Below are 23,086 nucleotides of genomic sequence, written 5' to 3'. Positions count from 1 at the left end.
AATTGCAATAAATGTCGGTTGACAATTCTAAATCAAAATGTTAGACTTCGAACTAAATGGTATTAGGAGATTATATATTATGTCTAAATTGATAGAAGTAAAAATTGCAGAATTGGCAAGCATGTTGCCAATGTTTATTGGAGTCTTAATAGATGGTAGCGAAATGGATACCTCTGTTAAATTGAATGTAAGTGAAGGTAAAACATTAATGTTTCTTCATAAGCACGAGGGTGATCCTATGACGGATTATAGCAGAAAAGTGGGGCTTTCAAAAGGGTCTTTTACAACTGTTGCAGATAGTTTAGTTAAAAAAGGGTTCATTAAAAGGGTATCTGTATCTAATGATAGAAGAAAGTATGCCCTAATGCTCACAGATATCGGTAAAGATATTGCTAAGCAAATTGACGCTGGCTTTAATAAGCATATAGCCAAAAAAGTATCACAGTTAGAAGAAGAAGATATTAATAATCTGCATAAAGCCTTAGAAATAATGGTATATACTATGGACAAATTAAAAGAGAGAGAGGATCAAATTTGACAAAATTGAACAAGAATAAACCTATTAAGAATAACAATGATAATAGAATGGATATTTTAGAATCTATGCCTATTAAAAAAGCCATCTGGGCTTTAGCAATTCCCACTATGTTAGCTATGCTAATTCAAGTTATATATAATATGACTGATACTTTTTTTATCGGGAAGTTGAATGAACCAAATATGGTAGCAGCAATCTCTATATCTTTTCCTATCTTTATGATCGTTCAAGCCTTTGGTAATATCTTTGCTATAGGAGGGGCATCTTTAATCTCAAGATTATTGGGAAAAGGTGAGGTAGAACAAGCAAATCATGCAGGAGCTATTGCCTTTTGGACTGCATTTTCAGTATGTGCAGTAGTAGCTATCCTTGGATTAATATTTACAGAACCTATTTTATTATTTTGTGGCGCTAGTGAGAATACAATTGGTTATGCTAGCTCATACCTAAGAATAATGCTTATTGGTGGTCTCTTTATTGGCATGCAAATGGCTATGGGAGGATTATTACGATCTGAGGGAGCTACGAAGGAATCAATGGTCGGAATGATGACTGGATCCATAATAAATATTGTTTTAGATCCTATATTTATTTTATTCCTAAATATGGGAGTTGCTGGAGCAGCTTGGGCAACAACGATTGGTAATATGTTTGCCTTTTTATATTTCGTCAATTTCTATATGAAAAAGAAAGGTATTATATCTATATCGCCAAAGCTTTTTAGCTTCGACAAAAAAATATACGCCGATATATTTAAAATTGGTATTCCTGCATCTCTTGGGATGATACTTATGAGTGTTGGAATGGCAGTTGGGAATGTATTTGCTGCTAGCTTTGGTGATGACGTTGTAGCTGCAAATGGTATAGTTATGCGTGTAGGAAATATTGCCATAATGCTTGCTATGGGTTTAGCACAAGGATGCCAACCTCTTATGGGTTATAACTATGGAGCTAAGAAATACGATCGTTTGTTGGAAACTATAAAAAGATCGTCTCTTATCAGTACCATTATGTGTTGTTTTTTTGCTGCTATATACTTTGTGTTCGCCAATGTATGGATTAAAATATTTATTAATGACGTTACTGTAGTAAATCTCGGTGTTAAAATAATGAGAGTCTTTGTTTTAGGAATGCCATTTATAGGAATTCAAATGATACTAATGATAATGTTTCAATCGCTTGGTCGATCAGTAGAATCTTTAGTTTTATCTCTAGGAAGACAGGGTTTCTTTTTTATTCCTGCTTTGATTATCTTTAGTAACTTATGGGGATTTGACGGATTTATTTTTGCTTTACCTTTTGCTGATATTGCTACATCATTACTATCAATATCACTTTTTATTATATTAAGGAAAAAACTTCATCTATCTAGAGACGCTTTAATAAGAGACGAAGAAAGATCATACATTGATGATCAATTGTTAGATAATAATTAAATTATAATATTTATCAAATATACTCCCCTATAGTTGACATGTAAACTATTTAACTGTTAATTATAAGGGAGTTTTATTATGTAAAATACAACAAACTATACGAACGACATGAAAGCGCATCAGAAGCGTATTAAGTAAGATAAAAAAATTTATTAGTATCAATATCTACCACTTTAGATAAAATGACAACTCCCTTATAGTATACAGTTGAAATAATTTAACTGTAGTTATAAGGGAGTTTTATTATGTAAAAGAGCTTTAACGTAACATCTATAGTTATTCCGTAGATTCGAAGGCAGAGAAAAAAGTTCTTAAATATGTAAAAATAAACTTGATATTTTATATCTACTAGCACTTAAAACAGTAAGTAAATTAGATATTAAATACTAAAAGTCACCCTTGAACTCGCTCAGAATAATGATCGAGGCAATATCTACCTAAAAATTAATTTACAGGATACATTTTTAAACATATAGTGGTAAGACTAAATATCTGTAAATATAATATTCAATCAATTTAAAGCTATAATATATCCACTAGGAGGCAAAACATGGATAATAAAATAAATTTAAGAGACAAGTCTAAGTATATGATTTTTACCTCGACTCTTATAAAATGGGTGTTTTGGGGAAGTATCGTTGGAGTAGCAGTAGGCTCAACCTCCGCTTTGCTATTAAATGCAAATGATTTTCTTACAGATACACGAAACGAAAATAACTTTTTATTGTTTCTCCTCCCCTTAGGTGGTATATTAATAGGCTATATTTATCGATATCATGGTGCGAACTCTCGAAGAGGAAACGATCTTATTTTAGAATATATTCATAACGGCAATGAAGAGGTTCCGCTGAGAATGGGGCCTATTGTGTATGTATCCACTTTTATAACTCATTTACTTGGTGGCTCAACAGGTAGAGAGGGCGCCGCTATACAGATGGGAACAAGTATAGCGCAAGGCGTAAATAGATTATTTAAAGTAGATAAACTAGACCGAAAAATTCTAATTATGTGTGGAATAAGTGGAGGATTTGGGTCCGCCTTTGGTACACCCATTACGGGAACAATTTTTGGAATGGAAGTCATAGCTCTGGGGAAAATGAAATATGAATCATTAGTACCTTGCTTTGTTTCCAGCTTTGTAGGTCACTTTGTAGCAAAATCCTGGGGAGTTGAGCACAGTCATCATATTATAAAAATCATACCAGATATAAATACAATGACAATTATCAAAATTATCCTTGTATCCATTATATTTAGTTTTGTAAGTGTGTTGTACAGTCAATTGAGGCATGGCGTGAAAAACTTTTCGGAAAAGTATTTAAAAAATCTTATGATAAGGGGCATGATTGGTGGGATAATTATTATTTTATTGACTTACTTAGTGGGCTCAAGAGAATATCTGGGTCGTGGTTTGCCAATGATTGATAAAGCTTTTGATGGGCAAGTGCCACCGCTAGCTTTTTTAATCAAGATTGTTTTTACTGCCATTACAATGGGAATGGGTTTTCGTGGTGGAGAAGTAATTCCTCTATTCTTTGTAGGTGCCACATTAGGAAACACATTATCAAACATAGTAAATTTACCAACATCATTTCTTGCTGCAATTGGACTTATAGCAGTATTTTGTGGTGCTTCAAATGTACCAATAGCCTGCTTTGTTTTTAGTATTGAACTTTTTGAAGGAAAAGGTATTATATTCTTTTTTATATCTTGTATAGTTAGTTATTTATTTTCAGGGCATCATGGAATCTACGCTTCACAGAAAATATATGAGCCTAAAAGTAGGTTATTAAATCTTATTCCAGGAGAAATAATTACTGCTGTTGAAGGAAACAAAAAGAATACTAAAACATAATTTTTCACATCCATAAAAGGAAAGATATATATACTATGAAAAAGAGAAAGCTTCAGATGGTGGATATATTTCCGTCTGAAGTCTTTAATATTTTAGAATATATGATATTTAATTTTATATATCCTGTTTTTAAACAAAGTCCCTGATGATATCTTTAGGCTCAGCAACTTTTGATACATATAGCTTGCCTTGTGTATTTATATCTACGTAGAATGCCTCATCGAAGCTAGTTATGGCATTAAGCTTTAATTGAGCTTGTAACCAAACTTTATCAAGATTAAGCTTAGTTAGATTGTTTTCATATACACTTCCATCAATGATTAGGGGGAGTGAAATTCCTTTATAATTAGTGGTAATGTTCATATCATAGGGTGTTAATGGTTGAAACTGTGACTTTTTCATCACACTGACATTACCACTATCTTCAACAATGGCAAATTCTACTTCATTTATATCAAATATACCTTTTTCTCTTAAATACATTTGTATATTATCTACGGAATACTTTAATTTCTTCATATTTGATTTAATAAATTGACCATTCTGAATAACTACAGTAGGTGAAAATGTAACTTTTCTCCCGAACTTTCTGCTTTTTATTGTATAACGACTAAGGAGATATTGGATACCAACAATTAATAATATTGCATATGCTGTGGGCAATTGAGGTACCTTTGGATCAGCAATATCAGCACCTACAACATTACCTAAAATGATGATGGCTAAAAAATCAAATACGGGAAGTTCACCGATTTTTCTTCTCCCGGTAGTTAATACAAGGAACAATAACAGGCCCATTATAAAGAATACTCTAAAGGTTATTTTTAAATAATCCATAAATTAAAACACACTCCTATGAGTTTATTTTATATATTATTATTCCCCAATATTTATTTAAAATTCAGTAGATTAATGGATGAAATGCAAATTCAAATGAGCGAGGAAATAGCATGCCATTTATAGGAATTCAAATGATACTAATGATAATGTTTCAATCGCTTGGTCGATCAGTAGAATCTTTTGTTTTATCTCTAGGAAGACAGGGTTTCTTTTTTATTCCTGCTTTGATTATCTTTAGTAACTTATGGGGATTTGACGGATTTATTTTTGCTTTACCTTTTGCTGATATTGCTACATCATTACTATCAATATCACTTTTTATTATATTAAGGAAAAAACTTCATCTATCTAGAGACGCTTTAATAAGAGACGAAGAAAGATCATACATTGATGATCAATTGTTAGATAATAATTAAATTATAATATAAACAAGGACGTATTAATCACATTATAAAAGGAATACTCGAAGTATTATACTACTTCGAGTATTCCTTTTATGGTATTACTTTCTTGAGTACTATAAGGATTTACTATAACCGAATTAGTCTATATCTCTCAATGTCAACAGTTCAGCAGGTTTTCCAGCAACAAGCATGGCTCCTATTAATAAAGTAAGCGTACCTATTACTAATAACAAAGTGATGTCGCTTCCTAAAAACACTACCCCTATAATCATTGCTGATATAGTATAAGTAACGTTTAATGCCATACTTCTTGATGCACCACAAGAATTAGCCGCTTTGTAGTAATAAAAGTAACTTGCTCCTGCAAAAAGTCCTGCTAATGCTATGTATACGTATCCCATTGTTGGTAACGTTTGAAATAGAACTCCATAGGATTTCATCCCAATTCCAGCTAAAACGGGGAGTATCAGAAATGTTAATCCTCCCGAAGTAAATTCACGGATGCCAATGGCTAGTTCCGGATCAACAAAGTCCATTCCTAATGTTGCAATAATATTCTCCAATGCCCATGCAACAGCAGTAATAAACGCCATTAATAAGCCAAGATAAAAGTTTGGATAATTTCCACCTGTTGGTGGCATCCAACTAATTGTCAACGCACCAATAATGCATAAAACGATTCCAATCCAAGCATTAATACTTATTTTTTCCTTTAGTACAATTCTTGATAATACTGCGCCAATAGCAGGAAAACAAGCACTTATCGCGATTGGATAGATTGGTCCTGCTAAGTACACTGAAGCCATAACCGTTGTCATAGCTAGCGGTCCACCGAAGAAAGATGCTAGGACGACGAATTTACCTGGTTTTGAACGGAGAATTCTAATATACTCTTTACTTTTGCCTGCCTGTATATTTTTCATTAGAACTGCAATTCCTGAAGATGTATCTTGTAAACAAGCCATAATTAATGGTACCAACAAAAGACTGACCAACGATGCAGTCTTTAGTGGATCTAATGCAAGACTCAAAGTCTGTAGTGTTGGTGTTACTCCATACAACATTCCAGCGGCAAAAGCCCATAATAACCCTTTTTTAGCATATCTTAGATTTTTTTGATGTACTATTTTTTTAACATCCATTCTATTTCTCCTTCTTATTAAACTTGTACAGACATTACTAGATATTCTGGTATATACTTTTCTGCTCTCGTAGCTCCATAGTCTGTCATAACATATGTAACATCTAGATTTCCGTTATCATCTTCAACAGCATCTTTAATTTTCACTAGACCAACACCTTTCATTGACATCAAATGATGATCAATGGCCTCTATACTGCACTGTTTTTCTCCTATATATATAGGATCTAATATATCGTGCAAAGCTTTAGGAGTCATACCTTCTAAATTTTTTAACAACAGATTAATAATATTATATCTTAATGGCATTTTCATATTTTCCATCCCTTTCTTTATTCAACGTCCTCTAAGTTCCTTAGAGATAACAAATCTGAAGGCTTACCAACAACGTTAATTGTACCAATTAACATAAATGCCAACCCAACAAAAAAATTCCAGCTTAGTGTACTCTTAAAAATTACTACACCTAATAGTGTTGCTACAAGAGTGTAGCTTGGATTGATAGCCATTGATCTAGCAGCACCAGCTGCATTGCATGCTTTATAGTAGAAAAAATAGCTAAAACCGGCAAAGAACGCAGCACCAATCATCCATACATACGACATGGAAAAGATTGAATCTACAAAGTATCCAAAAGATTTCAATCCTATACCAGATACAATGGGTAATGCAATTAGAGAAAATGTACCTGATATAACAAAACGAGTTCCAATTGCGATCTCAGGGTCTATAAAATCCATTCCTGCAGTTGATATTACCGCTTCAGAGGCCCATCCTAACGCTGTTACAAATGCTAAAGCGACTCCTAAATAAAAATGAGGATATACCTCTGCCGATGGCGCCATCCAACTGATTAATGCTGAACCCGCGATGCACATAGCAATCCCAAACCATCCACGAGATGATATTTTTTCTTTTAGAAAAATTCTTGATAATAATGCACCAACAACAGGTAATATAGCTGTTATTGTGATTGCATAGACTGGCCCACAAAGGATAACTGCTGCCATATATGTTCCTAAAGCCACTGGTCCACCAAAGATCGATGCAATGATAACAAATTTTCCTGGTTTTGTTCGTATGACTCTGAGATATTCTTTATGCTTTCCAGCTTTCATGTTCTTTAAAAACACCATAAAAGCAGCTGTCAGATCTTGAGCCGCTGCCATTGACATGGGAACGAGCATCAAACTTAGAGATGCTGTTGTCAAATATGGCTCCTGCATCAATGCATAGGTCTGAAATGTTGGACCAACACCATACATCAACCCTGCCAAGACTGCCCAGACGATTCCCATCTTTACATACTTTATATTTTTTATATCTACAGAAGATTTTACTATATCACGCATTTCATCTCTCCTTTTTTACTAACTCTTTGTTAACAAATGAATATCTCTGATAAAAAATAATTTTAAACATATTCAATATTTATATTATTTTCTCTAAAAACATCGCTTGCACTAGGTGTTATTATAGTACTCGGCTTTAAAAAAACAGTAGTTTCATTAGTCATTTTTAATGCCGTTTCTTGAGTAATCAGTTTTTTATCTGTACTATAATGAATACTAGATGATTCATTGCAATTTTTATAATCATTTATATCTGATATAACAGGGGATACAGTTTTACTTGAGTAAATCTTTTCTAAAGCCATCGGGCTTATAACTTGAATCCCATATTGAAGTATTTTTTTTTCATAATCTTCAAAAACAGTGAAATAAGTTGGCTCTGCTATGTCTTTATATGATCTATGCTCTAGCCCATCTTTGATGATATAAACTTTTTTACCATTTAGTAAAAAACGTCGAATTACATCACTTTTATTATTCATACTTACCCCATTTGCTACAGCAGCCAACTCATCCATTGAGAGTTCCCCAATAACCAAAAACTCATAAGTTAGAATATTTTTTATATCATCTAAATGCTCTAAAGCTGATGGAGTATAATCTAATATAGAAATAATATCTCCACCACTCTGAAGGAATCGTTTTTTTTCATCATACATACTTTCTTTTTTTTGAATTTGTATCTGATCTAGAAGACGATTGACAACTTCGTTGGTAAGCATTTCAATATCCATTTCATTCTCCTTTCCTTCTTTTTAATATGGCTACGAATTCGTTTTAATCAAACCATATGTTTTTACTGATAATCCACATGCATTTGCTTCATCAAAGTCTATGTGCATAAAGGTATTCGCTTTATCAGAAACTCTCACCTTTACATTTTTAAACACTACTGGACGTTCTGAGACTACTTCAATATCAACATACTCGTTATCTTTTAATGATAGTTTCTGAGCATCTTCTGGCTTCATATGAATGTGTCTCTCAGCCACAATCACTCCTGATTCTAGAGCAATCGTTTTTCCATTTGCACTGATTTCAATTCCAGGTGTTCCCGTTATTTTTCCACTTTCCTTTGTAGGCGCATCAATACCTAACAATTTTGCATCTGTTTTTGAAACCTCAATTTGTGTATTCTCTCGTTCAGGTCCAAGAATAACGACGTTTGAGACTTTCCCCTTTGGTCCAACAATTGTTACACGTTCTTTGCATGCAAACTGCCCTGGTTGAGATAACTCTTTTACCTTAGTTAGTTGATACCCTTTTCCGAAGAGCTCTTCAACCACTTCTCTTGACATATGAACATGCCTACCTGATGCTTCAATTTCTACATATCCTAATCCGTTGACCTTATTAAGGATTTCTCTATAAACGATATCTACAATTTTTTCTAATTGACAGTCCATTTATTTCTCCTTTTTATATTGATTGCTTAAATACTTAAGAGCTATGATGTACATAATTGAGGACAATCTATTATAGCCTTCCATTAAGTCATTTCTCGTGATATTTCCATTTGGGTGAAGCTTAAAAGCTTCATAACAAGCAATTTCTACTTTTCTTATTCTTGCTCGTAAGGAATTCAGTAAAACGGGAATTTCTCCTATCTCGTAGTTAATATTAAATAAATGATCCAGACCAAAATACTTCTTAGGATTATGGGACATATTTCGTATTTCTTGTTGATTTAATCCTAAAATCAGGTTGGGCTTTAATAACTCATTTAGGACCTCTCCTCTTGACATTTCACCTATAAAATTATAGACTTCTTGCAAATCTGAAATTAGTCCATCAACTTTTAATTCTTTGACTCTAATCTGAACCTTGAGTATTTCACTCATCACGAGGTCAACCTCACCTCTTAATTTTATTCGTTTATTATCTTTGGGAACGAGCACGTTGCCATATAGCTGGGTCATATATTCTGGTTTTTGATCTAAATAACCGCCACTTTCAAGTTGAAACTTGCCAATAGATTTTGCTGCTAGTTTTGCAGCAGTATTCATTACTTCGGTATTCTTTTCTTCTAACTCTTCGTCGATATCATCATCTATGAGAATTAGCTTCAGTTTGTTATCAGCAAGTACTGATTTTGCAGAAGGCGTTAGCATAGAATTTGAAGGAAGCCTCAATTCATCATTTTTTATGGAATTACCACTTTTAATAATCTTCTTGATGATATCTTCAGTGACTAAGTTCATAATTTCACTTCCTTAATAAATTAGCATTCAGGGCAATAACTTAATATTTGAAAAGCAATTAAGGAGATTTTATCACTCCTTAATTACTCTTCAAATTACGTTTACTCTTCTGAACTAAATTGTTTTGGTAAGATTTCGCTTACTTCTGAATGTGGTCTTGGAATAACATGTACTGAGATTAATTGACCCACTCTTTCTGCTGCTGCTGCACCTGCATCTGTTGCAGCTTTAACTGCTCCAACATCTCCACGTACCATCACTGTAACTAGGCCGCTTCCAATCTGCTCTTTCCCAATTAGTGTAACATTTGCTGCCTTTACCATTGAATCTGCTGCCTCGATTGCTCCTACTAATCCTTTTGTTTCAATCATTCCTAATGCGTTTGTAATAGCCATTTATATTTCCTCCTTATATTTTAAAATATTTTCTTTTTTTAATTTATTTATGATGATATTAGTGATTTCATCTAAATCGTATGATACATCTGTAGTTTCCATTTGTATTGGTTCTACATTCAGTTCCGTATTCACTTTGGATCTAATACTAGCTAATTCCCTAATACCATAAGCAACGCGCCTTAGGTTTAATAAATTCATTGGTGTAATATTATCTGAAGTAGCACTTCCACCAATAGCACCACATCCTAATGTTAATGCGGGTGCAATTCCAGTCGTTCCACCAATTCCACCAAGAGCTCCTGGAGTATTAATCAAAAGACGGCTTACTTGCTTTTCAAGTGCAAATTCCTTTATAAGATCTTCATTATGGGAGTGAAGAATCATGGTATGACCTGCACCCTCATTATCTAAAATCTCTATAGCACGTTCACAAGCCTTTCTCCAATCATCCGCAACATAAAACCCTAATACGGGACAAAGTTTTTCTCTTGATAACGGAACCTTGTATCCTACATTCGTCTCTTTGCCTATAAGAACTTTCGTATGTATTGGGACGTCAATGTCTGCCATTTTAGCTATATAAGCGGCATCTTTCCCAACAGTTTTGGGATTCATAGTCATTTTAGGACTCAGTAGTATTTGATCTAATCGTTCTTTTTCTTCGTCATTTAATACATAACAACCTTGTTTCCTTAACTCTGTAAGTACAGCAACTTCTGATTCTTTTTCTACAATAATTGATTGTTCGGATGCACATATTGTTCCATTATCAAAAGTCTTTGATTCAATGATATGACTTACCGCTTGACTAAAATCAGCACTCTTTTCGATGAAAGCCGGTCCATTACCTGGTCCAACGCCAATTGCAGGATTGCCAGATGAGTAAGCAGCTTTGACCATAGCTTCCCCTCCAGTTGCCAAAATCAATTTTGTCATATTATTTTTTAATAGTTCATCTGTGCCAGCCATTGATATTTCCATCACACAACCTATGCAACCTTTGGGCATGCCAGCTGCTTCAGCGGCATCAATGATTACCCTAGCTGTTTCAATTATGCAATTCTTTGCACTTGGATGTGGTGACAACACAATTGCATTTCCAGCTTTAATAGAGATTAGTGCCTTATATATCACTGTTGATGTTGGATTTGTAGATGGAATCAATCCAGCAATTACCCCAACTGGTACAGCTACTTCGAATACCTTTTTTTCATTATCTTCATTTACAACACCAACCGTTTTCATATCTCGTATACTGTCATAAACAACCTGTGAAGCAAAATAGTTTTTAATAATTTTGTCTTCATGAATTCCAAATCCTGTTTCTTCAACAGCAAGCTTTGCTAATCGATCTGCATGCTGCAATGCTACATCTTTTATCGCCTTACAGATTCGATCTATTTCATTTTGATTCATCTTACCAAGTTTCTGCTGAGCTACTTTTGCTTTTCTCAACAAATCCCGAGTTTCTTGAATTGAGATAAGATCCTTATCTACTACTTGGGTCATTTTATTCCTCCCTTTCCACGTTCTCAGATAAAATATTCAATATAAGATCAGATTTGCGCGCTCTCTTAATTGTGTCTTTGTCCATTGTACTTAAGTTTAATTCTCTAGCAATTTTTCTGAGTTCTTGTACTGTCATAGCCTGAAGCTTCTTTTCATATGAACTCTTATTTACAAGTTCTGTTACCAACTTACCTTCATCGGATGGAATTGAATCTTCAATCACTTTTCCCTTATTCTGAGATTGCTCAGGTAAGAGTGCCTCTTTACCGATATCATTCTTTTGAATCTCTTGTTCCACTATTTCTAGATTCTCAGGTAATTTTAACTCCTTCAATGGCTCAGCCAATTTTACCATTTCCAGACTAGGCTCTGTCTCGTTCATGTCAAATTCAATATTGTTATTAGGCTTTGCTTCAACGCTTGGCGACTTCAGGTGAGTATCCTTGATCTTATTTTGGTTGCCCTTATATAGCAATTCTTCAGTCTGCTCATCAACCCTTGCAATAATAGTATGCCTCCTGTATCCTCCAAGTGCTTTTGCTACTTCCACTCCTGCTTGAACGCTAGATGTTACAGCTGCCACATCACCTTTGATCACGACAGACGCAATACCTCCGGACATCTTATCCATCCTTACAAATTGAACGTCTGCTGTTTTAAGACAGGTGTCCAATGCCACAACAATCGTAACAAATCCAAATGTATCTATAATGCCTATAGAAAACATTATCTACACCGACATGGGACTCGCCACTACATATTTACAAGCATCAGCAAATGCATCACATGCAGCCTGACATGCAGACTGAGAACCAACCATAAGGGCTCCTGCAAAGTTACATGTATTTAGTGGCGGCAACAAATAACTTTTTACAACACGTACATCAGCAGCTTTCAGCGCTGCATCAACAGCATAAATTGCTTCAACAGGAGGTGCAATACAATAAGCCATTGCAGTACCAACAGGTACATCTACCAGATCGGCTAAAAATGTTCCAACACTTGAAATGCAATGTGCAAGATAAATCGATTCTCCTTCATCATTGGCATTTACATAAAACGCGCCATTTTTTATGTGATTTTCACATATTTCCAGCCCACTTTTCACCTCTGCAGGACTAGGACCTGCCAAAATACCAATAGCTTCACCAGCAAGTTTTGTATAATTTCCAACTAATGCAGAGAATAGGCATTCAGCATAAACAATTTCAACTTCTGCCGATTTTGTTGCTTCATCAAGGGCAATAAACGTTACATCATCTATAGATCCAGTAATGAGCCCTAAGCTTTTTTGATGAGGCTTTAACTTAAGTTCTTTTGCTATATCCTCACTGACATTGGGAATAATCTTTTGGCAAACAACATTTGCTCGTATAATATCTCCTAACACGAGTAACTCCTCCTTATTAGTGTTATATTAATTTCAGTTCAACACCTGAAATTTTGTGTTTAATCATAGACTGGCATAGCTCAGCGATTTGTGCACCTGCTTCTACTGGCACCGTTCCTGATCTGTGAATATTTGAGATTACTGTCCTCCTAGATTCTTCCATGCCTATCGTAGGCTTATAAGCAACATAGGCCCCTAATGAAGATTGAGAATTTAAACCTGGACGCTCTCCACATAACATCACTACAACATCTGCATCTGATAATTCTCCTATTTCTTCGCTTACTGCAACCCGTCCATTTGTAACAAAGAATGGCGTTGCATAAGTGAGACCTAATGACTTAAGGCCTTGTTGTAACGCGGGCAATACGTCTTTTGCATTTTTTTCAATTGCGCTTGAGCTTAGGCCATCTGCAAATACGATCTGTACATTTACATTCTTATTTGCATTTTGCTTAACTATCTCAACAGACTCTGGAGATAATCTTTTACCTGTATTTGGATTTTTGAGATACTCTGCTTTACTACTTGAAATGCTTTCTAGACAAATGAAACCCAGTTCTTTAATGATATCTTGATCCACTTCTGACCATACTGCACCTTGTGCAGCTGCATGATCTGCTATAAAACGTACATAAGCTTTTGATAATGGTCTTGGACCAGCTCTCCAGATACCTAATCTTCCTGAAGAAGACTGCTTCATCTTCATATAGCCCTCTGGATCATGAGCATTAGGCACACAAAATGTATCTTGCATACTAATTACTGTTACATCTTCAACAAAACCATCGTCTGTGGAATTATCACATGTTTTTATTTCATCTACTCCTGCATTAATTTTGATTTGTTCCTGTTTTCCTTGTTCTTCCTTAATTACGTTATAAATCAATTCTCGAATTGAATCTTTTAGCATTTCTTCGTTATTCATTTCTACCACTCCTTTTAACTATTTTAAGAAAATAGATGCGTCCCCTGCTCTTGCAGTAAACTTTAAATTATCATCAAGAATTTCCATTTTTTGAAGCCATTGTTCAAAAGCTGGATCTCTTCTTAAACCCGACAACTCTAAAATCGTTTGAAGATCATGATTACCTAGTAATTGGTAATTTAACATGATATCATCTCCCATTGGAGCAGTAACGAAATATGGCATACCTGCATGAGCTAGTAATAGGGCAAGAGTTTCTGAGTCATTTTGGCTTGCAGGCATATGATTTGTATAGCAAACGTCAACACCCATAGGAAATAAATGCATTTTACCCATAAAATGTTCTTCTAACCCACCGCGAATCTGTTGTACAGTGTCATAAATATATTCAGGTCCAATAAAACCAACAACTGACATGGCGCAGAAAGGATCATAACGTCTACCATATCCATAAGTACGAGCTTCTAGGGTTAACATATCAACCCCCATATGTGCATCTGCAGAAAGTTCACTACCTTCGCCTGTTTCAAAATACATTGGATTTTTAGCCCCAGATATGCAATACTTTTTTCCAAGGTCGTACGCTTCGTCAAGCATTGAAGTTGATATTCCAAATGATTCATTCGCTTTTTGTGTCCCAGCAATTGATTGGAATAACATATCTACTGGAGCGCCCTTTTGAAGTGCTGCCATCTGAGTAGTCAAGTGTGAGAGCACACAGTTTTGAGTTGGGATTTCCCACTTCATCCTAAATTCATATAACTTTTCTAACAAATATGTAGTTGACTCCACAGTATCTTGAACAGGATTTAAACCTAACATTGCATCTCCAATTCCGTATGATAATGCTTCATATAACTCAATGAACACGCCATCTATATTATCTGTTGGATGATTTGGTAGTGCCCTAGTCATTGCGATCCCTGGTCTTCCCATTTCTGTAACACAGCTAGCTCTATTGTCTATTTTTCGAGCTGCGTATACCAAGTCCAAATTTGACATAATCTTAGTAACTGCAGCAATCATTTCAGATGTCAACCCAGTTGCAATTCTCTGAATAATAGGACCAGTTGATGTATATTGCATGAAATAATCACGAAGCTCACCTACTGTCCAATTTTGAATCTCTTTATAAACGGATTCATTTACTTGATCCTGAATTACCCTTGTAACATCGTCAATTTCATAAGGCACAGCAGGGTTATTACGGATATCTGATAATAAAGTCTCCGATAAAACGATTTTTGCTGCTGCACGTTCTTCTTTGGATGTAGCAGCAAGACCTGCCAGTTCATCTCCAGATTTCTGTTCACTTGCTTTTGCTTGGACTTCATTCAAATCTTTGAATTGATATGTTTTCCCAAACATTCTTGTTTTAAGTTTCATACTATCACTCCTTATTTTTCTAGCCATCTTTCGATAACCTTTGAATTGAATATATATATCAAATTTTTCTCCATCATTCTATATACTCAAGAATTGATATCTAACATTTAGAAAGGGGAAGAAAAACAATATATCTTTACTGAAAGACCAATGTCTTTACAATTACGGGTAGTACAACTCCCCCTGCTATAGGGTTTCCTACATCTATATAATCTCCTTCACCTGCCTTGACACTATCGATGCAAATCATCGGATATTTACGACCTAACATTCGCCTTATAGTTTGTCCTAACGCTTTGGCCATATCATTCTCTACAAGTATGATGATTGGATGTTTACTGTTTATAACCTCCTTCATTCCTGATATTAGTTGTTCTGCATATGCTTCAACTTGTTTAAAGGAGGGGCTAGGTGTACCTTCAAATGAGACAGCTATCTTCTGCTGCTTCCCATCTATGCGAAACCATTCGATTCTTTTTGCTAGTTCTTTATCAAAGTCTATTTTTTCTTTATTTAGGTCAGTAGGTATCTTTACTACGGGTATATTTTTAATTGGCAAAATTGATTCATCATATTCTATAGTGCTTCCACTTATATCAGCTGTATGGGAGCCTGCTCCTACGACAGTTGCCCTTATGGTCTCTTCTGGTTCCATAACATGAAGTTCTTTAAATATAATTGAATGTTTAATCTCATGTGCCAAAATTACACCTATATCCTGATACTTAAAAACATCTTCATTGTCATGTTGGTGATACACTACATCTGCTACGCCACCGGAGAAAGTAATATACTGAATCGGTTTTTTCAAAGGCATATCTTTACCTGTCAACATCATATTGTAGTACTGATCTTTTGGGCATACACCTACTGCAGCTTCAATTTGCCGAACCATAATCTTAGCTAGTTTACTTATTTCTTTTTCATCTGCTTGTTTTCCAATGGAAATATTTAAGTTTTCATTCTCTATGATCTTCTTGATTTTTTCATTTATATAGATAATTTCTTTTGTTTCGTCTAATTTTATTAATCTACCACCAATATCCATGCAACCAGCAGTGATAGCTTCACCATGATCAAAGACAGCTAAATTAGAAGTCCCACCACCTATATCAATATTTGCCACTACAGCATTCATATCTTTAGATATCTTATCAGTACCTGCTCCTTTCCCGGATATAATACTTTCTAAGTCAGGTCCTGCAGTCGCAACTACAAAATCACCTGCATATCCACTCAATTTATGAAGTACCTCGTTTGCATTGGCTCTTCTTGCAGTTTCTCCAGTAATAATAACAGCTCCAATTGCGATATCTTTTTTATCAATCTTGGCATTTTTATACTCATAATCAATAATCTCTATGACATTTTCAAGATCAATTCGATCGTCCAAAGTCAATGGCGTAAAGTAGACCTTACTTCTGTACATTATGTCTTTTCCAATAATAGCAATCCGTGCAATATTGAAACTTGAAGCTAAATTCTCAAGTATTATTTTTGAAAATATTAGTTGTGTAGTTGAAGTCCCAATATCAATTCCAACACTTAAAATTTCTTGGCGTTTAAAATTTTTCATCATCTAATTCCTCACAATCTTACAGTGCAATTTTAAATAAAAAAAGAAGCTCAGTAAAAAATATCAAAATCGATATTTAAACTATAAGCTTCATTGCCTAATCTTTTTGCCCCATTGCAAAAATTTGTTTAAATCATTATTAAATTATAGTTAACGTTATAGTAGTACAATCTAAAATAATTTCTTATGTAATCTTATTTATTGTTACATTTTTTCTAAAAATCTTGCACATCCAATGCTTAGATTTTAAATGCAAAAGATGTTGTTGTTCCTTCTTTTCCAGTTGTGACAATTAATTTTCCTGCAAGTTTTTCTTCAACATATGCTTTAACAATCATTAATCCCAAACTATCAGTTTTGGGTTGTTCAATGTCGTATCCTATACCATTATCTTTTACTTCAATAAACTTAATATCTATATTGCTTGTTGTATTGATTTCAATTCTTCCATGGTTTCTACCAAGAAAAGCATGTTTAATGGAATTTTGGAGTAATTCGTTTACAATTAACATGATAACAGATAATTTATCACTATTTAGAATAAAATCATCTCCTGATATAACGATATCTATAGGTATTTCATTAGATAAGATAATGTTTCGTTTCAGTAAATTCAGCACTTCTAAAATAGATGCTTGATCACCATTCTTCTTTGATAAAAGATCATGAGTTACTGCGATGCTTAATATTCGGTTTATTGATTCTAAAATAATCGACTTTGCTTTCGCATCATTACAACTTCTTCCTTGAAGCCTAAGTAATGAAGCTACAGTTTGTAAATTATTTTTAATTCGATGATGTATCTCATGATAAGTAACTAAATAGTTGTTTACCTCGTCCTTATATTTTCTTATTTCAGAAATGTCATCAATAAATACCACTACTTGTATTGGTTGATATTTCGTTATTACCAGACGAATTTTATAATATTTATTTCCAATTGATACCTTCTCATCTCTACTTACATTATTTATCCCTTTGCAATTACTCTCACTTGTTTTTAATTTGACTAAATCTTCAAATTGAAGTGAGGAAAAATTCAAACTATTGTAATGTAATGATAAAATAGAGTGATATCCTAATTCTTTGTAAATTGCCTCTGCAACTCTATTAAAATAGATTAAACTCCCCGTTTCGTCAAATATAAGTACTCCTTCTCTGATCTGTATATCCTCATCATCACAACCAAATCCGATAATAGAAAGCACCGTTTTAGTAATATCTATGTCATTGGGTAATACCTTACTACTTGCTATTGGCTTGACTGGAGAAGTATTAAAAGGTTTTTCCAGTATTAAAACAGCTACCATAACATCTTCATGGAAAATAGGAAGAACTCTTTGCTTTGTAAAAATTTTCTTCTCATCTTTTTCATAGCTTACTCCTATAACATCGTGGGTCTCTTTCCCTACATCAAAAGATCTAAAGACAGCTGGTTCATTTTCTCTATAAATGAAATCCCCTAAAAAGCTCGCATTATATATTGAGTTTTGTTTAAAGGATTCTGCCACAACTACTGCTTTATCTTCATTGTGAACCTTGATATCAATAAATGCTTCACAGTCTGTTGCTAAATTAAAGTATCCAATGTTCTTACTAACATCAATAATAGACTCAATCTCTTCATTACTTAATAGGGTATACTCTTTGCATTTTTGAATAATAAATTCTCTATTACAATTTGAAGTCATTTTTTATCCTCGCTAGTTTTTTTCATTTCGTATAAGCAAAGTTTCACAAATGGATCGTATAGAACAGCCCTTTTTCATACTGAGCATACGTAAACGTGTATACGCTTCATCTTCACTAATACACTCCTCGGTCATCAAGATGCCCTTTGCCTTTTCAATATATTTTCGATCTTCTAGTTTTTTAAATAATTGCTCTGTTTTCTTTTCTAAATCCTCTGCTTGTAATGCTTTTGTATAAGCAATTTCTAATGCAGGTATGAGACTCTTTTCATCTAATGGCTTTATGAGATAAGCAAAGACACCTATTTTTTTTGCCGCTTCTATAAATTCTCTATCCGAGTATGCTGTTAAGAAGACTATGGATTTGCATAGTTTGTTTTTGGTTATCGTTTTCGCTGCGGAAACACCATCTAAATTAGGCATGTTAAGATCAAGTATGATAATATCTGGTTTTTTCGTCTTGCAGAGATTGATAGCATCAAATCCATCACTTCCCTCCCCAACGACTTCATAGCCTGCATCCTCAAGTATACATTTTAAGTCCATTCGTGTAATCGGTTCATCTTCAACAATTACAATTCTCATCAAATACCTCTTTTCATTCTTTCTTACTCAACCGATTGAAGAAATTTAATTAAATTCTCCACTCCTTGATTATTTAGTGATGAAATTTTGAAAATTTGATCTATACCTGATAATCTCAAAGATTTTTCTGCTCTATGATAATCATCGTCGTTGCCAATTAAATCAATTTTACTAATGATGCCAACAGTCGGTTTGTTAAACATACTTGCAAAACCTGGAGGATACGAACTGCTCTTATCTTTGCAATCCAGAACTAGCGCAACCACATCTGCCCCTGTGGAAGTAACCTGTAGAGCCGAATAATATCTTCGATTCTCTAAATATTCGCCTGGAGTATCAATGATGTGATTATGAAATTCAATCGCCTGTGTTTTTTCATATTTCAAATTTCTTGAAGCTAGTCTCTGATATAGGGTTGTCTTTCCACTACCTGTTTTTCCAATAAGCATTAACTTTTTCATAATTAAACTCATGTTTTCGTTATCTTTGGAATTGTCATTCTATGTAATTTCAACATTGATTGTAAAACCTCATTCATAGATGATTCTACTGCAGAAACATCGCCTACTATGACAAGGGATCCACTAAAGCGATCTATATATCCTATTGAAACATCTGCTGATTTTACTGCAACATCTGCAGCAATGATAGCTCCTTCACTTGGGGTAATTGTTAAAATTCCTATCGAATCGTGATTACCTTCTAATCCTAATTTTACATAAATATCCTTATCAGGATTAACAATAATGTGTGCTAAGGTCACTTGCTTACCAGGAACATATTCTTGTATGGTCCTTTGTATGGTTTCACTCATTCTTGAACGCTCCTTAATTAGTGCTTCTCTAGCTAATTCTCAATCTATAATGATAAAGGATCTATTGATATAACAATAAACTCTTCACAAAGTATTGTCAATCATCTGATATTGCAGACTACATTCCTGTACTATACCATAAAGATGTACACGAGTCAGAAACTTAAACTTCCTTACAGTCTTTACTTATATAACAAGGTAATATCGTTTCTACATTTTCATGTGGTCTTGGAATCACATGGACAGATACTAATTCACCAACTCTTTCAGCAGCAGCGGCACCTGCATCTGTTGCGGCCTTTACGGCTCCCACATCACCACGAACCATTACGGTTACCAAACCACTCCCAATTTGTTCTTTACCCATTAGTGTAACGTTGGCAGCTTTAACCATTGCATCTGCTGCCTCAATAGCCCCTACCAATCCTTTTGTTTCAATCATTCCTAATGCATTTGTAATAGCCATGTTTTACTCCTCCTATTTTCTTTCATATGGTTTATATTCCTTACCTCAATAAATAACTTATTTTTATAAAAGTACTTTTTTAAGATTTTTATGCGGGGATGGGATTACAGTATAATATACTAAATTACCAGTGTCTTTTATGATATCAATGCCAACCTCGATTGAAGCTCTAACGGCCGCAACATCTCCAGTTACAATAAAATAAGATTTGCCACCTATTCCTGATCCTAATCGCAATTCTAAAAGTTTTACATCTGATTTCTTAATACATACATCTGCTGCTACAATCAATGAAGCCATTGACAAACTTTCTATCACGCCTATGGCGTGAATTTGTTCTATATTTGTTGTCCCTAGAAGTGCAGGGAAAATCTGTTCATCTACATTGGGAATCATTAAATCATCGATGATGAATTCACTTCCAATTTCTTTTGCTACTTTTATTGAATTCTCTACTGAAGTAACGTCACCGTGAATTAGTATTATATATTTACCTGGACAAGTAGCAGTAGAAAAAATCAACTCTACATTTGCCGTTTTTAGCATTTGATCTGCAACCTCTACACCTTTTGCTATACTATTGAGTTCCACAAAACCTATCGATTTCATCTTACTTTACCTCCATTTCTGATTCGATTGTAATCGAATCACTTGAGATATCTGTAACGATCCCAGCAATACTTGCGTGAATATTCGCACCTAGCTTATCTCCATCTATCTTAGCAATCATTTGTCCTTTTTCTACGTAAGTATTCTGTTCTACAATCCTAATAGCAGGCGCCCCTTGATGTTGATTGAGAGGTATTACAACTTTCTTTAAATCGTAGTTATGACTTATTAAAGGTGCTGGAACATCATATTTTTCTAGATTAATTCTCGAAATAAGTCTGTTAACAGGTATTTTCCGATATTCGATCATTTGAGATGCAGAAAATTCCTTACCTTCATTATCAATCTTAACTCCTGCATTTCTAAGTTCTTGCTTTATCATTTTATTGACTTGTCTTGGTGACAAACCATTTGGGCAGGAATATAATTCACAAGCTCCACACTCGGAACATCCGAGAGCTGTCTTCATACCGGAATAATCTGTTAAACCGTAATTTGCAATTCTCATTACTTTATGTGGTTTAACATCATGTCCTAATAGATCCCTAGGACATAGATCTGTGCATTTTTGGCACTGGATGCAGGCAATTCTTGACTGTTTCAGTACTTGTTCTATCGTCTTTGATTTTTCTTTTATTAAAAGATGCTTAGAATTCAGCAATATAATTGCTTTTGTTGTTTTTGTTATAGGCATTTCGAAATCTGTAATAATGTTACCCATCATCGCTCCATTCAGGATTCCTACTTTATTCTCCAGATTCTCTTCCCCACATAGTGCTAAAGCATCCTTAAAACTCATTCCAATGGGTAGTTCATAAGTAGAAGGTTTATTAACTTCTCCCGTTATTGTCACAAAAGTCGAAGTAACCGATTTACCTTTAGTTGCACCATAAACATTTATAACCGTTTCTACATTACATACAATACACCCAACATGTAAAGGAATTCCCCCACGTGGTACCACTTTTTTTAGCACTTCATAAACAATAATCTGTTCATCTCCTGCAGGGTAAAAATTTTGAAGAGGATATATTTCGATAGATGGATAGTTCACCAGTTTTTTATTTAATTGATGAATTACTTCTGTATGTTTTGCTTTAATTGCAATATAAGCTTTGGAAGCTTGAACTTCATCTGCAATTATTTGCAGACCAGCCAGAAAATCATCTGTATAATGAAGTAGCAATTGTTGATCCACTCTAATTAGAGGTTCACATTCTGCAGCATTAACTATTATGTACTCACTTTTTGATGATAATTTTACATTTGTAGGAAATCCTGCTCCGCCAGCTCCTACGACTCCAGCCTCTTTAATCATATCGCTAAATTTAATTTCCATTCATATCGCCTCTCATTAGTTCTGAATCTATTATACCTACAACGATTGCATCAATTGGCGCATTTTCTAAACCGACAAATTTTCTAGCCGAACTTCCTTGAGTGACTAAGACCTTTTCTCCAATGCCTGCTCCTATTAAATCAATCGCGACAATAACTCGACCTTCTTCAATTTCTTTATCTAATAGCTTAATCTTCATAAGCTTCATACCTGTAAGTCCTTCATCTTTTCTTGTACACCAAATACTATCTATCACTCTCCCTATCAACATTTGCTTTTCTCCTTTCGTCAAATAACTTTGTGATACTCTCCAATGCCACATTAACTGATGATGTATCACCAAGTAAAGCAATCATTGTAAAATGTTGTGGACAGATTCCTTTTATTTCTAACACTTTTACACTAGCTGATTTTTCTGCAATATCCGCTGCCAATATCATCTCACTAAGTTTTCCTTGGATTAAACCTAAAGCATCAAATAATTGATTATCAAAAAAGTCTTTTGAGAATGATCTATCCCTCAACATTTTTAATACTCCATCTGAAGGAGATTTGATAAATTCAATATCCACTTTTATAATCAGTCCTTTCACTATTTGTAGATTGGAAACATTAGGACTATATTTAC

Annotated in this window: 27 protein-coding genes; 4 read left to right on the top strand and 23 right to left on the bottom strand. The window is 34.2% G+C overall.

The window, feature by feature from the left end:
• Positions 1-79: 79 nt before the first annotated feature.
• The 3 genes from GC105_RS07035 (at position 80) to GC105_RS07025 (ending at position 3,829) form a co-directional block, all read left to right on the top strand.
• Positions 80-538, top strand: coding sequence for a MarR family winged helix-turn-helix transcriptional regulator (locus GC105_RS07035; protein WP_193708314.1), 459 nt, complete (start codon positions 80-82; stop codon positions 536-538).
• A complete protein-coding gene (locus GC105_RS07030) occupies positions 535-1,974 on the top strand; it encodes an MATE family efflux transporter (RefSeq protein ID WP_152803096.1) in 1,440 nt (479 codons plus the stop codon). Before GC105_RS07035 ends, GC105_RS07030 begins: the two co-directional genes overlap by 4 nt.
• 550 nt (positions 1,975-2,524) lie before the next feature.
• Entirely contained in the window at positions 2,525-3,829 is a 1,305-nt protein-coding gene (locus tag GC105_RS07025; RefSeq protein WP_152803094.1) for a voltage-gated chloride channel family protein, read from the top strand.
• Positions 3,830-3,958: 129 nt separating this feature from the next.
• On the opposite strand, the gene GC105_RS07020 is transcribed toward GC105_RS07025, so the two are convergent.
• Positions 3,959-4,666, bottom strand: a complete 708-nt coding sequence (locus GC105_RS07020) for a DUF421 domain-containing protein (protein WP_152803092.1) — start codon at positions 4,664-4,666, stop codon at positions 3,959-3,961.
• A gap of 113 nt (positions 4,667-4,779) precedes the next feature.
• Between GC105_RS07020 and GC105_RS07015 the strand changes: the two genes are divergently transcribed.
• On the top strand, positions 4,780-5,085 hold the full coding sequence (locus GC105_RS07015; protein WP_152803090.1) for a hypothetical protein: 306 nt from the start codon (positions 4,780-4,782) through the stop codon (positions 5,083-5,085).
• A gap of 125 nt (positions 5,086-5,210) precedes the next feature.
• Here GC105_RS07015 and GC105_RS07010 read toward each other — a convergent pair whose 3' ends face one another.
• From GC105_RS07010 to GC105_RS06905, 22 genes are all read right to left on the bottom strand, one after another.
• On the bottom strand, positions 5,211-6,215 hold the full coding sequence (locus GC105_RS07010; protein WP_152803088.1) for a DMT family transporter: 1,005 nt from the start codon (positions 6,213-6,215) through the stop codon (positions 5,211-5,213).
• A gap of 17 nt (positions 6,216-6,232) precedes the next feature.
• Complete coding sequence (locus GC105_RS07005) at positions 6,233-6,529, bottom strand: hypothetical protein (protein ID WP_152803087.1); 297 nt, start codon at positions 6,527-6,529, stop codon at positions 6,233-6,235.
• A gap of 17 nt (positions 6,530-6,546) precedes the next feature.
• A complete protein-coding gene (locus tag GC105_RS07000; protein WP_152803085.1) occupies positions 6,547-7,566 on the bottom strand; it encodes a DMT family transporter in 1,020 nt (339 codons plus the stop codon).
• A gap of 62 nt (positions 7,567-7,628) precedes the next feature.
• Positions 7,629-8,300: a hypothetical protein gene (locus GC105_RS06995; protein ID WP_152803083.1), complete on the bottom strand. Its 672-nt coding sequence runs from the start codon at positions 8,298-8,300 to the stop codon at positions 7,629-7,631.
• 30 nt (positions 8,301-8,330) lie between these two features.
• Positions 8,331-8,972 carry a phosphate propanoyltransferase gene (gene pduL, locus GC105_RS06990; protein ID WP_152803081.1) on the bottom strand — a complete coding sequence of 214 codons (642 nt, stop codon included), beginning with the start codon at positions 8,970-8,972 and terminating at the stop codon, positions 8,331-8,333.
• A complete protein-coding gene (locus GC105_RS06985) occupies positions 8,973-9,767 on the bottom strand; it encodes a cobalamin adenosyltransferase (protein WP_152803079.1) in 795 nt (264 codons plus the stop codon).
• A gap of 101 nt (positions 9,768-9,868) precedes the next feature.
• Positions 9,869-10,162 carry an ethanolamine utilization microcompartment protein EutM gene (gene eutM / locus GC105_RS06980; RefSeq protein ID WP_152803077.1) on the bottom strand — a complete coding sequence of 98 codons (294 nt, stop codon included), beginning with the start codon at positions 10,160-10,162 and terminating at the stop codon, positions 9,869-9,871.
• Complete coding sequence (locus tag GC105_RS06975) at positions 10,163-11,674, bottom strand: acetaldehyde dehydrogenase (acetylating) (RefSeq protein ID WP_152803075.1); 1,512 nt, start codon at positions 11,672-11,674, stop codon at positions 10,163-10,165.
• A gap of 1 nt (position 11,675) precedes the next feature.
• Complete coding sequence (locus GC105_RS06970; RefSeq protein WP_152803073.1) at positions 11,676-12,401, bottom strand: BMC domain-containing protein; 726 nt, start codon at positions 12,399-12,401, stop codon at positions 11,676-11,678.
• A 3-nt stretch (positions 12,402-12,404) separates the two neighbouring features.
• The gene (eutL, locus tag GC105_RS06965) at positions 12,405-13,064 is read right to left on the bottom strand and encodes an ethanolamine utilization microcompartment protein EutL (protein WP_343029978.1); all 660 of its coding nucleotides are present in this window, start codon (positions 13,062-13,064) and stop codon (positions 12,405-12,407) included.
• Between the two features lie 22 nt (positions 13,065-13,086).
• A complete protein-coding gene (gene eutC / locus GC105_RS06960; RefSeq protein ID WP_152803071.1) occupies positions 13,087-13,992 on the bottom strand; it encodes an ethanolamine ammonia-lyase subunit EutC in 906 nt (301 codons plus the stop codon).
• Positions 13,993-14,010: 18 nt separating this feature from the next.
• Positions 14,011-15,378: an ethanolamine ammonia-lyase subunit EutB gene (gene eutB, locus GC105_RS06955; protein ID WP_152803068.1), complete on the bottom strand. Its 1,368-nt coding sequence runs from the start codon at positions 15,376-15,378 to the stop codon at positions 14,011-14,013.
• 136 nt (positions 15,379-15,514) lie between these two features.
• Positions 15,515-16,957 carry an ethanolamine ammonia-lyase reactivating factor EutA gene (eutA, locus tag GC105_RS06950; RefSeq protein WP_246169757.1) on the bottom strand — a complete coding sequence of 481 codons (1,443 nt, stop codon included), beginning with the start codon at positions 16,955-16,957 and terminating at the stop codon, positions 15,515-15,517.
• A 236-nt stretch (positions 16,958-17,193) separates the two neighbouring features.
• Positions 17,194-18,645 carry a histidine kinase N-terminal domain-containing protein gene (locus tag GC105_RS06945; protein ID WP_152803066.1) on the bottom strand — a complete coding sequence of 484 codons (1,452 nt, stop codon included), beginning with the start codon at positions 18,643-18,645 and terminating at the stop codon, positions 17,194-17,196.
• A gap of 12 nt (positions 18,646-18,657) precedes the next feature.
• Positions 18,658-19,230, bottom strand: a complete 573-nt coding sequence (locus GC105_RS06940; protein WP_152803064.1) for an ANTAR domain-containing response regulator — start codon at positions 19,228-19,230, stop codon at positions 18,658-18,660.
• Between the two features lie 23 nt (positions 19,231-19,253).
• Positions 19,254-19,703 carry a EutP/PduV family microcompartment system protein gene (locus GC105_RS06935; protein ID WP_246169755.1) on the bottom strand — a complete coding sequence of 150 codons (450 nt, stop codon included), beginning with the start codon at positions 19,701-19,703 and terminating at the stop codon, positions 19,254-19,256.
• A complete protein-coding gene (locus GC105_RS06930; RefSeq protein ID WP_152803062.1) occupies positions 19,700-20,044 on the bottom strand; it encodes a BMC domain-containing protein in 345 nt (114 codons plus the stop codon). Before GC105_RS06930 ends, GC105_RS06935 begins: the two co-directional genes overlap by 4 nt.
• A 163-nt stretch (positions 20,045-20,207) precedes the next feature.
• Positions 20,208-20,510 (bottom strand): ethanolamine utilization microcompartment protein EutM, encoded by a 303-nt coding sequence (eutM, locus tag GC105_RS06925; RefSeq protein WP_152803060.1) that lies wholly within the window; start codon positions 20,508-20,510, stop codon positions 20,208-20,210.
• A 63-nt stretch (positions 20,511-20,573) separates the two neighbouring features.
• Entirely contained in the window at positions 20,574-21,119 is a 546-nt protein-coding gene (locus tag GC105_RS06920; protein ID WP_152803058.1) for a BMC domain-containing protein, read from the bottom strand.
• Position 21,120: 1 nt separating this feature from the next.
• On the bottom strand, positions 21,121-22,458 hold the full coding sequence (locus GC105_RS06915) for a 4Fe-4S dicluster domain-containing protein (protein WP_152803056.1): 1,338 nt from the start codon (positions 22,456-22,458) through the stop codon (positions 21,121-21,123).
• Entirely contained in the window at positions 22,448-22,729 is a 282-nt protein-coding gene (locus GC105_RS06910) for a EutN/CcmL family microcompartment protein (RefSeq protein ID WP_152803054.1), read from the bottom strand. Before GC105_RS06910 ends, GC105_RS06915 begins: the two co-directional genes overlap by 11 nt.
• Positions 22,704-23,030 (bottom strand): BMC domain-containing protein, encoded by a 327-nt coding sequence (locus GC105_RS06905; RefSeq protein WP_343029977.1) that lies wholly within the window; start codon positions 23,028-23,030, stop codon positions 22,704-22,706. The genes GC105_RS06910 and GC105_RS06905 overlap by 26 nt, the downstream gene beginning before the upstream one ends.
• Between the last annotated feature and the right edge of the window lie 56 nt (positions 23,031-23,086).

The organism is Alkalibaculum sporogenes (genome assembly GCF_009362815.1).
In the GTDB taxonomy this organism is placed as follows: Bacteria; Bacillota; Clostridia; order Eubacteriales; family Alkalibacteraceae; genus Alkalibaculum_A; species Alkalibaculum_A sporogenes.
The sequence above is the reverse complement of the archived record's forward strand: the minus strand, read 5'-3'. Positions and strand labels throughout refer to the sequence as shown.